Raw genomic sequence first — 14,168 nt, 5'->3', positions numbered from 1 at the left:
GTGGAAGCCCCCTCACCCGCGCGCAAGAGCGCGCGACCTCTCCCCGGAGGGGAGAGGTGAAGTAAGAAGCCTCACGCTGATCTTCCCGATATACTGCCCCCATGTCGCGTACGCCCGTCTACATCATCTGCTCAACACGCCCCCAGGTCGGCAAGACCCTTGTGGCGCGCCTGTTGACGGAATTCCTCAAGCTGCAGCGCGGCGATGTGGTCGCCTTCGATGTCAGCCTGAAGGAACCGTCGCTGCTCGACTTCCTGCCGCGGCTGACCGAGACCGCCGATATCGACGACACATTCGGCAAGATGGCGCTGATGGACCGGCTGATCGTTCACGACGAGACGGCGAAGGTGATCGACCTCGGTTATCACGCCTTCGATGAATTCTTCCGCATGACCGCCGAGATCGGCTTTGCCAAAGAAGCTGCGCGCCGTGGCGTGGCGCCGATCGTGCTGTTCATGGGCGACAGCGACCGCGCCTCACTGCGCGCCTACGAGACGCTGCAGCAGCAATATCCGCAACGCTCGCTCTATGTGATCGACAACGAGCAGGTGCTGCGCGGGGAGATCCCGCCCGCGCTCGCTCAAGGCAAGATGCTGCACATCGCAGCGCTGCCGCCGTTCCTGAAGACCTATATCGATCGGCTGAACTTCTCGTTTACCGGCTATCTGCGCTCGGAGCACGATTCGTCCACCGAGCTGCATCAGTGGATTCGAAAGAATTACTTTGCGTTCCGGGAGATCGAATTGGGGCTGCTGCTGATGTGAGCCGGGCCGCCTCACGCTCCGTCGTCATTGCCCGCGACAGCGGGCAATCCAGTACACGGCGGCGGCGGTGTGGATCTCGAATGTGGGTGTCTACTGGGTCACCCGGTCAAGCCGGGTGACGACAGCAGAGTCAGTGCCCCTCGAACGTCATCAGCGTGCGCACCGGCACGTCCATCGCGCGCAGCTTGGCGGCGCCGCCGAGATCCGGCAGGTCGATGATGAAGCAGGCTGCCACCACATCCGCACCGATCTGGCGCATCAGCTTCACGGCGCCTTCCGCCGTGCCGCCCGTGGCGATGAGGTCATCGACCAGGATCACGCGCTCGCCGGGCTTGATGGCGTCGGCATGCACTTCCATCTCGTCGATGCCGTATTCCAGCGAATAGGCAATGCGCACAGTCGTATGCGGCAGCTTGCCCTTCTTGCGGATGGGCACGAAGCCAGCCGAGACCTGATGGGCGACAGCGCCGCCGATGATGAAGCCGCGGGCTTCCATGCCGGCGACCTTGTCGATCTTCGAGCCGGCCCAAGGATGCACCAGTTCGTCCACGGCGCGGCGGAACGAGCGGGCATCGCCCAGCAGCGTGGTGATGTCGCGAAACAGGATCCCCGGCTTCGGATAATCCGGAATGGTGCGGACGGAAGCCTTGAGGTCGTGAGCGAGGTCAGGGGTCATCAGGATCTCTGTTTCGGTCGAATGCGGGCGGCGGCGAAGGTATCGAAGCAATCCGGATGCCACAAGCAAGGCCGGATTGCTCTACCGTGGGCCCTCGCCCGCGGTTCACTCCGCCTTTTGGCCCAGCCGGAACGCATTTTCAACAATGCGCAGGCCGACCTCCCCGCCCAGCGACATCAGCGATTCCGGATGGAACTGGACGCCTCCCACCGGCAGCGTCGTGTGCTCGATGGCCATGGCGACACCATCCTCGGTGGTGGCCGTCACCGTGAGCGCTTCGGGCATGTCGCCCATTTCGACGAACAGCGAGTGGTAGCGCCCGATGGTGACCTCGTTGGGCAGGCCGTGCATCAGCTGCCCGCCTTTGACCCGTACCCGCGACGGACGGCCATGGGCCGGCTGCGTGAGCTGGCCGAGCCGGCCACCAAAATATTCGCCGATGGCCTGCACGCCCAGGCAGACGCCGAACACCGGAAGATTTTTGGCAAGCGCGGTATCGATGGTTTTCGAGATGCCGAAATCGGCGGGGCGGCCGGGACCTGGCGACAGCACCAGCAGATCGAACATGTCGCGGTTCAGCACCGTCTGCGCATGGACGTGCCGGATGACAGAGACGTCAGCACCAACCTGGCGGAAATAATCCGCCAGCATATGGACGAAACTATCCTCGTGATCGATCAGCAGCACCTTCTTGCCCGAGCCGCGCGCATCCGGGGCGAAGGCGGAGAGCTTCTTCGGCGGATCGCCGCGCAACGCCTGGAAGAGTGCAGCCGCCTTGGTCTGGCATTCCTTCTCTTCCGCCACCGGATCGGAATCGAACAGCAATGTCGCGCCGATTCGGACTTCGGCGAGGCCATCCTTCATGCGGATGGTGCGGATGGTGATGCCGGTATTGATGGTGCCGTCGAAGCCGACCACGCCAATGGCGCCGGCATACCAGCGCCGCGACGAGCGCTCATTGTCCTCGACAAACTGCATCGCCCACAGCTTTGGCGCACCGGTGACGGTGACGGCCCAGGCATGGGTGAGAAACGCATCGAGCGCATCGAAGCCGGGGCGCAGCATGCCTTCGACATGATCGACAGTGTGGAAGAGTTTTGAGTAGGTCTCGATCTGCCGGCGTGCGAGCACCTTGATGGTGCCGGGCACGCAGACGCGCGCCTTGTCGTTGCGATCGACATCGGTGCACATGTTGAGCTCGAATTCGTCCTTCTCCGAATTCAGCAGCTGACGGATCTGCTCGGCATCGCCGATGGCGTCAGAACCGCGGGCAATGGTGCCGGAGATCGGACAGGTCTCGACCCGGCGGCCATCGGAGCGCACGAACATTTCCGGCGAGGCGGAGACCAGGAATTCGCCATCACCGAGATTCATCAGCGCGCCGTAAGGCGATGGATTGATGATGCAGAGACGCTGGAACACTTCGGCTGGCGAGCGGTCGCAGGGCTCGGCAAAGAGCTGGCCGGGCACGGCCTCGAACAGATCGCCGCGTGCGAAGGCGGCGCGGGCTTTTTCGACGGTCTGCTGATATTCGCCCGGCGCGTGATCGGCAAAGCCCTGGCGCGGGGACTTGTTGTAGCCGCTCTCCGGCGTCTCGCGCGGCAGGCCGTCGGTGGAGCGCTCCTTGAAGGCGAAGTCGTAAGTGAGCGTGACGCCACGGCCGGTGGCGCGGTCATAGGCCAGCAGGCGATCGGGGATATAGAGCACGATATCGCGCTGGTCGGCTTCGCGGGCGCGCTTCTGTTTGAGGTCCTCGACCTGGAACACGAGATCATAGGCGAAGGCGCCGAACAGGCCGAGCATGGGATCGGCGGAGGAGAACAGTTGCGCGACGAGATCGCGGATCAGCGACATCACGCTGGCGCGGCGGGTGCGCTGGTCTTCCTCCACCGGCGCCTCACCGCGAACGATATGACCTTTCAGCTTGGCCATGGTGCGTGCGTCCAGCACGACGCAGGGATCTCTCAGTGTCTCGGCGATAAAGGCGATCAGCACCTGGCCGCGCTTGTTTAGTGCGGTGATAGCGAATTCGGTGCCGGTGGTCTCCAGCAGCAGCGGCGGATCGGAGAAGCCGAGATCAAAACTCTCGTAGCGGCCGGGCACGGTGGTGCCGGAGGACAGCACCACGCCGCGGTGATGATCGAGCCGGGTGATGAGATCGTCCAGCGCTGTGCCGCCGGTGAACATCTCGGCCTGGCGCGTGACGGTCAGGCCACCGGCGGTCTTGTAGGTACTTTCAGCGGGGAGAGAAAATATCGTCCTGTTCATCGTGTCCTCTTAAGGGAGCGAGCCGGAGGCGCCACACAGGACAAACGAGCCAATCAGAACACACAAAGGCCCTCGCACTGCGATGGCGGCCTTCGACGATTGGGAAAAGAGCAAATCGCACCAGCCACCTCTTCAGGAGGTGCGCCACCAACGACGGGAGTTGCGGACAGGGGTGCTCATGGCGGCTACTCAGCCACGGGAAACCGGCGACGTCAAGATGGGGGCGCAGGCAATCGATCCCTGACAAATACCGTCAGCTTGAGCGGGTCGACATTCTCCTCGATCGGCTGCCAACCCAGATGCAAATAATAGTCCCGACGTGGCGGGGCAGCGCAGAGATAAACTTTATCGTGACTGCGGGCGAACGCCTCGGCGCAGGCGCAATCGATCAGGACCGGCGCAACGCCCTGCCCGCGCGCATCCGGTTCGGTCCAGACGGCGGCCACCCAGGGTGTATATTGCGGGCGCTCGTCGAGATCGGAGACCAGCAGGGAGGCCGTGCCGAGAAAAGCCGATCCATAATGGGCCACCAGCGCGATCGGCAGACCATCGCCCTTCATGTTCTCGCGCAGGCGCTCGACGATATACGCCTCCGGCACACCATGACGCTTCCACCATGCTTGCCAGATCCGATCCGCGACGGTGTCGAAGAATTCCGGGACGTGACGCAGGTCGGAGATGGTGAGGTCGGGCGACATGCACCCGACCTACTGTGTTGTTCACACCGCAGCAACTGCGGCCGGCAATCAACCCAGATGCTTCTTGAAGAACGCCGTTGCACGGCTCCAGGCGAGCTTCGCGGCTTCGAGGTCGTGCACTTCGGCGCGCTGTTCGTTGACGAAGGCGTGGTCGGCGTCATAGCGGAAGAATTCCGCGCTCTTGCCGGCGGCCTTGAGGCCCTTCTCGAACGCATCGACAACTTCCGGCGTGCACCAGTCGTCGCGATTGGCGAAGTGGCCCTGCAGCGGCACCTGCACATCGGCGGGCGCAGCAGCCTGCTCCGGCGGGATGCCGTAGAAGGCAACAGCGGCGCTCAATTCGGGGATCTTGGTGGCGCCAATGACCGTCACCGCGCCGCCGAGGCAGAAGCCGGTGAGACCAACCTTGGCACCGTCTTTTGACAGATACTGCACGGCACCGCGCACGGTCTGCGTGGTGGCATCCATGAAATCGAGCGAGTTCATTTCTTTGCCCGCGGCATCTGCGTCGTGATAGGGCACGACAACGCCGTCATAGAGATCCGGCGCCAGCACATCAAAACCTTCTTGGGCGAGACGATCGGCGAGGCCCTTGATCTGGTCCGACAGACCCCACCATTCCTGGATCATGACCACGCCCGGCGCGTTGCTGGCCGCGGCCTTGGCGAGATAGCCCTTGGCGTCCTTGCCGTCGGGGCGCTTGAAAGTGATGGATGAGCCCATGATGTCCTCCGGGGAGTGTGTGGTGTGATCGGTTGAACGCATTTTGGCGTCGAGATGATGACAACGCAAATACACGCCATGCGTGGCAGCCTGGAATGCCGTTAAACGCCACATGGAACAAGGGCAACAAAAAAGCCCCCGCAGGGGCTTTTCGGTTCAGGTCGATACCGTCGCTCAATGCGCGTCGGCCCAGACCTTCTTCTTGGTGAAATACATCAGGAACGCGAAGATGATCAGGAAGATCATGACCTGCAGGCCGAGCTTCTTGCGCGCTTCGAGATGCGGCTCGGCCGTCCACATCAGGAAGGTGGAGACGTCCTTGGCGTAGTTCTCGACCTTCTGCGGGGTGCCGTCGTCATAGGTCACCTGATCGTCGGAGATCGGCTTCGGCATCTTGATGGCGTGACCGGGGAAGTACTTGTTGTAGTAGGCTCCCTGCGGCAGCTGGAAATCCTTCGGCGCGTCCTCGTAGCCCTGCAGCAGGGCGTCGATATAGTTCGGGCCCTTTTCCTGGAACTGGGTGAAGAAGTCGAAGATGAACTGCGGGAAGCCGCGATCGTAGTTGCGCGCCTTGGCCATCAGCGACAGATCCGGCGGATAGGCGCCGCCATTGGCCGCGCGGGCCGCGTTCTCGTTGGGGAACGGCGCCGGGAATTTGTCGGCGAGACGACCCGGACGATCGAACATGTCGCCGGCGTCATTCGGGCCATCCTTGACCTGGATGTCCGATGCCACAGCCGACGCCTGCGCCGCCGAGAAACCGGGGCCACCGGCATCCGCGAGGTTGCGGAAGTGGAGCAGGTTCATCGAATGGCAGGTGGCGCAGACTTCCTTGTAGACCTTGTAGCCGCGCTGCAGGGCACCGCGGTCAAACTTGCCGAAAGGGCCGGCGAAACTCCACGACAGCGACGGCGGCGTCGGGCCGCCTTCCGCGGCCCTGGCGTTCTGGGCACCGCCCATCACGAGGCCACCGGCGAGCAGCATGACGGCAATCGCCGATGCAGCCTTCTTGCCGTATTTCGCCAGCACGTCGTCGGCGATCGAGTTCGGCACCGCGCGCGGCGTCTCGATGCGGCTGAGGACCGGCAGCACGATCAGGAAGTAGGCGAAGTAGCAGGCGGTCAGGATGCGGCCGGCCGTGATGTAGATGCCTTCCGCAGGCTTGCCGCCGAGCCAGCCGAGCAGGATGCACACCACCACGAAGATCCAGAAGAACTGCTTGGCGAGCGGGCGATACTTCGACGAGCGTGTCTTGGCGCTATCCAGCCATGGCAGGAAGGCCAGCACGATGATCGCCGAGAACATGGCGATGACGCCGCCGAGCTTGGACGGGATCGAGCGCAGGATCGCGTAGAATGGCAGGTAGTACCATTCCGGCACGATGTGGGCGGGGGTCACGCCGGGATTGGCCGGGATGTAGTTGTCGGGATCGCCGAGATAGTTCGGGATGTAGAACACGAACCAGGCATAGAAAATCATGAAGCAGACGATGCCGAAACCATCCTTGATGGTGGCGTAGGGCGTGAACGGCACCACGTCCTTCTCGGTCTTCACCTCGACGCCGGCCGGATTGTTCTGGCCAACCACATGCAGCGCCCAGACGTGCAGGACCACGACGCCCGCGATCACGAAGGGCAGCAGATAGTGCAGCGAGAAGAAACGGTTCAGGGTCGGGTTGCCGACGGCGTAACCGCCCCACAGCAGGGTCACGATGTGCTCGCCGACATAGGGAATGGCCGAGAACAGGTTGGTGATGACGGTGGCGCCCCAGAAGCTCATCTGGCCCCAGGGCAGCACATAGCCCATGAAGCCGGTGGCCATCATCAGCAGGTAGATGATCACGCCGAGGATCCAGAGCACTTCGCGCGGCGCCTTGTAGGAGCCGTAATAGAGGCCGCGGAGCATGTGGATGTAGACGGCGATGAAGAACATCGATGCGCCGTTGGAATGCAGGTAGCGCAGCAGCCAGCCGTAATTCACGTCGCGGACGATGCTCTCGACCGAGTTGAAGGCGAGATCGACATGCGGGGTGTAATGCATCGCCAGGATCACGCCGGTGACGATCTGCACGCCGAGCATGAAGGAGAGGATACCGCCGAACGTCCACCAGTAATTCAGGTTACGCGGCGTGGGGTAAGCGATGAAGGACGAGTGGATCAGACCGATCAGCGGCAGGCGCTTTTCGAACCACTGCAGGGCGGGATGGGAAGGCTGGAAAGTGGATGGTCCGCTCATGATGCGATCCTGAAGAAGAAAACGACACTATCGGCGCAAGGTCTCGAGGCGAGCCGGGAGGCTCAGCCGATCTTGATCTTGCTGTCGGAGACGAAGGCGTAAGGCGGAATCGGCAGATTGGCGGGAGCCGGTCCCTGACGAATACGCCCGGACGTGTCGTAGACCGAGCCATGGCAGGGGCAGAAGAAGCCGTCATAGGCACCTTCATGGGCGATCGGGATGCAGCCGAGATGGGTGCAGATGCCGATCACGACCAGCCACTGGTCATGGCCTTCCTTGACGCGGGCCTGGTCGGTCTGCGGATCAGGCAGGCTCGTGACCGGAACGGCACGGGCGTCCTCGATCTGCTTCTTGGTGCGATGGCTGATGAAAATCGGCTTGCCGCGCCAGAACACCTTGATGTCCTGCCCCTCGGCGATCGGGGTGAGATCGACCTCGATCGGCGCACCCGCCGCGATGGTCGAAGCATCTGGATTCATTTGAGAAATCAGCGGCCAGACGGCGGCTGCGGCACCAACGGCAGCCACCGCCCCGGTGGCTACGTACAGGAAATCACGGCGCGTATGCTGCGCCGAAGACGTTGTCGTCACGATCCCAACCCTTTCTTATCTGCTCCCCGTCTTTGCCCGTCCGGCAACGCACGCGCGTTGACCTAGAGCAATGACCGGTGCCCGCGGTTCCTCCCCACGGCGGCGTGGTCACTTGTCCTTGCCTCGCAGCAAAAACACGCAATCCAGAATCGTTCTATTGCATCCCTACCGCGGCATCGCAAGCCTACGAACGGGGTAACAGGATGCGATGCACGCAAGATTCAACCGCGTTCCGTAATGCGGAGAATTTGGCAGCCGCACGCGGCATCAACGGCCGATTCGCAGGGCGCGATCCCCGCTTCCAGCCATTTCGTGCAACGAGCTCCAGTCACAACCATGTCGCGTAAAAGGCTCCAAGTCCTGGAGGCTAGTGCGCCGTCTCGGCAACACCCTGGAATGGAAACCCGAACCTGAAACTATTCTAACGGCCAAAGCCTGTACTCGGACGACGCCTTCGATAGAGCCGAATGACACCAAAATCATACCGGCAGAAGCCGACTCCAGCTCCGGGGGCAACTTGGCCATGACGACTGCACGCAGCGCGCGACCTCTCGCGCATTTCCGAACCATCCGCACGCTCTGCCTTTGCGCCGTTAGCGGCCTCGCTTTGTCGGTTACCGACGTCGCGGAAGCGCAATCGACGCTCCCGGCGGTGACGGTGGAGTCGCCGCAACAGCGTACGCGGCCAGCCGCATCCCGTCCGTCACGGCGGGCTTCTACAAGCCGTGCTGCACGCGCCAATCGCGCCGCACGGGCTCCGCAGGCCGCGCCCGTCGCTGCCACCACCGCCAATCCGAATGTCGGCGAGCGTGCCGGCGGCCCGGTGAACGGCTTTGTCGCCACCCGCAGCGGCACCGGCACCAAGACCGACACCCCGCTGATCGAGACGCCGCAATCGATCTCCATCGTGACGCGCGATCAGGTCACCAATCAGGGTGCAGGTTCCATCGGCGAAGCACTGCGCTACACGGCCGGCGTCAGCGGCGACGTCAATGGCGGCTCCGACACCCGCTTCGGCGGGTTGCAGATCCGTGGCTTCGACATGACCATGCCTGGCCTTTATCTCGACGGCCTGCGGCTGCCGAGCAGCCAGTATGTGCACTTCCTCGGCCTCGAGCCCTATGGCGCCGAGCGGCTCGAAGTCCTCAAGGGCCCCTCCTCCGCCATGTATGGCGGCACCGGCACCGGCGGCCTGCTCAACTATGTGAGCAAACTGCCGACCGCACGCCAATTCGGCGAAGTCTCGATCTCCGGCGGCAGCTTCAACCGCTATCAGGGTGAATTCGACTTCGGCGGTCCCGCCAACAAGGAAGGCACCGTGCTATATCGCCTCACCGGTGTGATCCGCGACAGCGATACCCAGGTGGACTTCTCCAAGAACAACCGCGTCTTCATCGCTCCGGCGGTAACGTTCAAACCGAACGAAGACACCAGCATCACCTTCCTGTCGAACTATCAGAAGGACAAGGCAGGCTGGGGCCTGCAGTTCTTCCCGCCGTCAGGCACCGTGTGGTCTAACAACGGGCGCACCATTCCGGTGAACCGGTTCGGCGGCGAGCCTGGCATGAACCAGTTCGATACCGAACAGGCGTCGGTCGGCTATCTGTTCTCGCACAACATCAATGATGCGCTCACCTTCAAGCAGAACCTGCGCTATTCTTATATGTACAATCAGCAGGCCAGCTTCTACGGCACCGGCTATGCGACACCTGCCGATGAAGCAGCGGGCCTGATGGGACGCGGCGGCAGCGCCGGTGATTCCACAATCAACTCCTTTGCTGTCGATAACCAGCTGCAGGGCAAGTTCAACACCGGCATCCTCGCCCACACGGTGCTGTTCGGCGTCGACTATCGCAACACCACGTTCCGCGACCGCGCCAACGGCTACACCACCGGCAAGATCGATATCTTCAATCCGGTCTACACCAATACCTGGGTCAACAACGGACCGGAAGACAACACCGGCGTGAAACAGTCGCAGGTCGGCATCTACCTGCAGGACCAGATCAAGCTCGGCAACCTCTCGTTCCAGCTCGGCGGGCGGCAGGACTTCGTCACCACCGATGTGGATGCAACGCTGCGTGGCGCGAAAGCATCGACTGATGCTTCTGCCTTCACCGGCCGCGCCGCGGTCGTGTATAATTTCGACAGCGGCATCGCGCCCTATTTCAGCTATTCGGAATCCTTCCTGCCGGTGCTCAATACCGACGGTCTCGGCAATCTGCTCAAGCCGGAGACCGGCAAACAGTACGAGGTCGGCGTCAAGTATCAGCCCGTCGGCATCAATGCGCTGATCACGCTGGCTGCGTTTGATCTCACCCGTGCCAATGTCGTCACATTCCCGCCCCCGACCTTCGATGCGGTGCAGACTGGCGAAATCAATTCGCGCGGCATTGAACTCGAAGGCACTGCCACGCTGACCGAAGGGTTCAATATTCGCGGCGCCTATTCGTATATCCACGCCAAGGTGACCAAGGACCCCGTGAATGTCGGCAATGCCCCGACTACGGTTCCTCTCAACCGCTTCTCGGTGTGGAGTGACTACACGTTCAAGGGCGGCCCGTTGGCCGGCATCCAGGTCGGTGGCGGCGTGCGTTATGTCGGCTCGACCTTTGGTGACGATGCCAACACCTTCAAGGTTCCTGCATCGACCGCCATCGATGCGATGGTCGCCTACAGCAAGGATAACTGGCGAGTGGCGCTCAACCTGACCAATCTGGCCGATACCCGCTATGTCGCCGCCTGCTATGGCTATACGAGCTGCTTCTATGCAGAAGGCCGTAAGGCCATCGCCAAGCTCACCTATCGCTGGTGACAGTTTAGAACCTTCCTAAATCGCGACATTCTGACACCGCCGGTCCCTCGACCGGCGGTGCTCGTTCTTGGTAATCAGATCCCGTCTAGATTGAGAGGGGCGGAACGCCATGAGATTGATTTTCGGGCGCCTGCATCGCTGGGCCGGCCTTCTGACAGCCGCCTTCCTGTTCTTCTCGGGCGTCACCGGCGCGATCATCTCTTGGGATCACGAACTGGATGATCTGTTGAACAGCAAGCTCAAGGACGTCACCACGCAGGGGCCGGCGAAATCGTCGATCGAATTGGCCAACCTGATCGAGCAACGCGATCCGCGTGCGCGCGTGATCCATATGAACATGACGCCGGAGAAGAACGAGTCGTTGTCCTTCTTCGTGCTGCCCCGCATCGATCCGGCGACGCAGAAACGCTACACCATCGACTACAATCAGGTGTTCCTCGATCCCAACACGGGTGAGGAACTCGGCAAGCGCTATTGGGGCGCGGTCTGGCCGATCACCCGCGAAAACTTTGTCTCGTTCCTCTACAAGCTGCATTACACGATGCACATTCCGGAATTCTGGGGCAGCGATCGCTGGGGCATGCGCATCCTCGGCATCATCGCCATCATCTGGACCATCGACTGCTTTGTCGGCTTCTATCTGACGCTGCCCTCGCGCAAGCGAGCCAAAGCCGGAGCTGATCCCTCTGTCGCGCGCGAGCTCGGCAAGGGTTTTTGGGCACGCTGGAAGCCAGCGTGGATGATCAAGACGACCGGCAGCACCTACCGCATCAATTTCGACATCCACCGTGCTTTCAGCCTGTGGACCTGGGGCCTGCTGTTCATCATCGCCTTCACGGCGTTCTCGCTGAATCTCTATTTCGAAGTGTTTTCACCGCTGATGAAGACGGTGTCGAACTACACGCCGACGCCCTATGAGCAGCGCGAATATCGCCATCTCGACAAGCCGATCGAGCCAAAGATGACCTGGGCGCAGATTTACGAGCGTGCACAGGCCGACGGCAAAGCACGCGGCTGGGACACGCCGGTGGGCTCGTTGTTCTACGGCCCCGCTCACGGCATCTTCCAGGTCGGTTTCTTCAATCCCGGCGACGATCACGGTGCTGCGGGCGTCGGACCGGCGCAACTTTACTATGACAGCGAAGATGGTCGCCCGCTCGGCGAGAAGCTACCGTGGGTCGGGACCGCCGCGGATATTTTCGTGCAGATGCAGTTCCCGCTACATTCGGGCCGCATCCTCGGCCTGCCCGGTCGCATCCTGATCTCGCTGATGGGCCTCGTGGTCGCCGCGCTGTCGGTGACGGGCGTGGTGATCTGGTGGAAGAAGCGACGGGCCCGCGTCGGGCGTCGCGAAAAGGCGGCGACGATCGAGGGTCGTCCGCATCTTGCGCCTGCGGAGTAGCGCGACCGCTTGTCGCCACGGCCGGAGGGCGGTAACGCATCACGATGCGCATCGCCCTCTACCAGCCCGATATCCCGCAAAACACAGGCACGATCCTGCGCCTGTGTGCCTGCCTTGATGTCGAGGCCCATATCATCGAGCCCGCGGGCTTTCCGATTTCGGATCGTCATTTCCGGCGTGCGGGGATGGATTATCTCGATCAGGTTTCGATCGTCAGGCACATCTCGTGGCGGCATTTTGACGAGTGGCGGCGCGAGGCCGGCTGCAAACTCGCGCTGTTCACGACGAAGGGCGCGGAGCCCTACCTCACGCACAGTTATACCGACAATGAGATCCTGCTGTTTGGCCGCGAAAGCGCCGGCGTGCCGGAAGATGTCGCTGCAGCCGCAGACAGCCGTGTCGTCATTCCCATGCGCGAGAGCCTGCGCTCGATCAATCTGGCAATGACGGTGGCGATGGCGCTTGGCGAAGCGCTGCGGCAGACGCGCGGATAGGAGGTAGGGCGGATGAGCGAAGCGTCATCCGCCGGCCGATTTCATGTGGCGATGATGCCCGGCTCATTCGGGAATGGCCGGGCATCGATCTGGCTGCTTACTCGGTGATGCCACCGGCCGCGGCGACGCGGCGGAGGTGGAAATCGGCATCGCCGAACTGTTGCTCGATCATGGTCAGCCGCTTGAAGTAGTGGCCGATCTTGTACTCCATGGTGACACCGACGCCGCCATGCAGCTGCACGCCGCCCTGGCCGACGGCGCGCGCGGAGCGGCCGATCTGCACCTTGGCAGCGGCGACCGTCTTGGCGCGTTCGTCGAGATCGGTGAAGCTCGACGCCATCGATGCGAGATAGGACATGCTGCGCGCAGTCTCCAGCGCGGTGAACATGTCGGCCGCGCGGTGCTGCAGCGCCTGGAACGAGCCGATGGCAACGCCGAACTGCTTGCGCTCCTTGATGTATTCGACCGAGACCTTCAGAGCCTCTTCCATCGCGCCGACCGCCTCAGCGCAGAGCGCGATGCGGGCATCATCGACCACCTGATCGATGATCGACAGGCCGTTTTCGGCATCGCCGATCACGGCGTCAGCGCCGACCTCGACATTGGTCAGCTTGATGTCCGCTGCCCGGCTGCCGTCCTGGGTCTCGTAGCCCCGGATATCGACGCCCTTGGCATTGGCCGGCACGAGGAACGCGCCGATGCCCTTGGCATCGCGCTGGCCGCCCGCGGTGCGCGCGGTGACGACCAGCGTGTCCGCCGTGTCGCCATGGCCGACGACGAACTTCTCGCCAGACAGCGTGTAGCCCGAACCGCTCTTCTTGGCGGAGGTCTTGATGTCACCGAGATTATAGCGGGAGTCGCGCTCGACCTGTGCAAAGGCCAGCGTCTTGGAGCCATCGATGATGCCGGGCAGATGCGCGGCGCGCTGTTCGGCCGAGCCACGGCGCAGGAAGCCACCGCCGAGCACGACCGTGTCGAGATAGGGCTCGACCACGAGATTGCGGCCGAGCGCTTCCATGACGATCATGGTCTCGATCGGACCGGCGCCAAAGCCGCCATCCTCTTCGCTGAACGGCAGGCCAAGCAGGCCCTGCTCGGCAAACTTGCCCCAGATCGCCTTGCTGTAACCGCCCTTTTCAGCGCGATACTTCTTGCGGTTCTCGAAGTCGTAGGACGCCTTCAGGAGGCCGTCCACGCTGTCTTTGAGAAGCCGTTGCTCCTCGGAAAGATCAAAATCCATTTTCTTTTCTCTCGGATCGCGCGCGACGCGCGTGGTGAATGTGTGAAGCTTGGCTCGCTAACCTCGCCCCGCTTGCGGGGAGAGGTCGGAGCCTGAGCGATAGCGAGGGCTTCGGGTGAGGGGGCTATCCGCGTGCTCCGAGCCCGCGGCGGCTCCCCTCACCCCGCCCCTCTCCCCGCAAGTGCGGGGAGAGGGAGAAGATCAAAGCCCCAGCACCGCTTTCGCGATGATGTTGCGCTGGATCTCGTTGGAGCCGCCGTAGA

General features: G+C 62.5%; 11 protein-coding genes. 4 read left to right on the top strand and 7 right to left on the bottom strand.

Going from position 1 to position 14,168, the window contains the following annotated elements; genetic code table 11:
* The first annotated feature begins 101 nt into the window (after positions 1 to 101).
* Complete coding sequence (locus ACIQ2A_RS22820; RefSeq protein ID WP_398483706.1) at positions 102 to 764, top strand: hypothetical protein; 663 nt, start codon at positions 102 to 104, stop codon at positions 762 to 764.
* A 130-nt stretch (positions 765 to 894) separates the two neighbouring features.
* Here the strand turns inward: ACIQ2A_RS22820 and ACIQ2A_RS22815 are convergent, their stop codons facing one another.
* The 6 genes from ACIQ2A_RS22815 to petA all read right to left on the bottom strand — a co-directional run bounded on the left by ACIQ2A_RS22815 (position 895) and on the right by petA (position 7,954).
* Positions 895 to 1,440 (bottom strand): adenine phosphoribosyltransferase, encoded by a 546-nt coding sequence (locus ACIQ2A_RS22815; RefSeq protein WP_398483704.1) that lies wholly within the window; start codon positions 1,438 to 1,440, stop codon positions 895 to 897.
* 105 nt (positions 1,441 to 1,545) lie between these two features.
* Positions 1,546 to 3,708 carry an anthranilate synthase component I gene (locus ACIQ2A_RS22810; protein ID WP_398483702.1) on the bottom strand — a complete coding sequence of 721 codons (2,163 nt, stop codon included), beginning with the start codon at positions 3,706 to 3,708 and terminating at the stop codon, positions 1,546 to 1,548.
* A gap of 212 nt (positions 3,709 to 3,920) precedes the next feature.
* Positions 3,921 to 4,406, bottom strand: coding sequence for a GNAT family N-acetyltransferase (locus ACIQ2A_RS22805; protein WP_398483700.1), 486 nt, complete (start codon positions 4,404 to 4,406; stop codon positions 3,921 to 3,923).
* 48 nt (positions 4,407 to 4,454) lie between these two features.
* A complete protein-coding gene (locus ACIQ2A_RS22800; protein WP_398483698.1) occupies positions 4,455 to 5,129 on the bottom strand; it encodes a dienelactone hydrolase family protein in 675 nt (224 codons plus the stop codon).
* 174 nt (positions 5,130 to 5,303) lie between these two features.
* Positions 5,304 to 7,364 carry a cytochrome c1 gene (locus ACIQ2A_RS22795; RefSeq protein WP_398483696.1) on the bottom strand — a complete coding sequence of 687 codons (2,061 nt, stop codon included), beginning with the start codon at positions 7,362 to 7,364 and terminating at the stop codon, positions 5,304 to 5,306.
* A 62-nt stretch (positions 7,365 to 7,426) separates the two neighbouring features.
* Positions 7,427 to 7,954: a ubiquinol-cytochrome c reductase iron-sulfur subunit gene (petA, locus tag ACIQ2A_RS22790; protein WP_398483694.1), complete on the bottom strand. Its 528-nt coding sequence runs from the start codon at positions 7,952 to 7,954 to the stop codon at positions 7,427 to 7,429.
* A gap of 523 nt (positions 7,955 to 8,477) precedes the next feature.
* Between petA and ACIQ2A_RS22785 the strand changes: the two genes are divergently transcribed.
* The 3 genes from ACIQ2A_RS22785 to ACIQ2A_RS22775 all read left to right on the top strand — a co-directional run bounded on the left by ACIQ2A_RS22785 (position 8,478) and on the right by ACIQ2A_RS22775 (position 12,665).
* Positions 8,478 to 10,769, top strand: a complete 2,292-nt coding sequence (locus ACIQ2A_RS22785) for a TonB-dependent siderophore receptor (protein WP_398483692.1) — start codon at positions 8,478 to 8,480, stop codon at positions 10,767 to 10,769.
* Between the two features lie 109 nt (positions 10,770 to 10,878).
* Positions 10,879 to 12,171, top strand: coding sequence for a siderophore utilization protein FsrB (gene fsrB / locus ACIQ2A_RS22780; protein WP_398483690.1), 1,293 nt, complete (start codon positions 10,879 to 10,881; stop codon positions 12,169 to 12,171).
* Positions 12,172 to 12,215: 44 nt separating this feature from the next.
* Positions 12,216 to 12,665, top strand: coding sequence for a tRNA (cytidine(34)-2'-O)-methyltransferase (locus ACIQ2A_RS22775; RefSeq protein WP_398483688.1), 450 nt, complete (start codon positions 12,216 to 12,218; stop codon positions 12,663 to 12,665).
* Between the two features lie 97 nt (positions 12,666 to 12,762).
* On the opposite strand, the gene pimD is transcribed toward ACIQ2A_RS22775, so the two are convergent.
* A complete protein-coding gene (pimD, locus tag ACIQ2A_RS22770; protein ID WP_398483686.1) occupies positions 12,763 to 13,905 on the bottom strand; it encodes a pimeloyl-CoA dehydrogenase small subunit in 1,143 nt (380 codons plus the stop codon).
* Positions 13,906 to 14,168: the final 263 nt, after the last annotated feature.

This window comes from Tardiphaga sp. (assembly GCF_044336785.1).
Lineage (GTDB): Bacteria > Pseudomonadota > Alphaproteobacteria > Rhizobiales > Xanthobacteraceae > Tardiphaga.
Note: the sequence above shows the minus strand (reverse complement) of the source record. Positions and strands in the feature narration are given on the sequence as shown.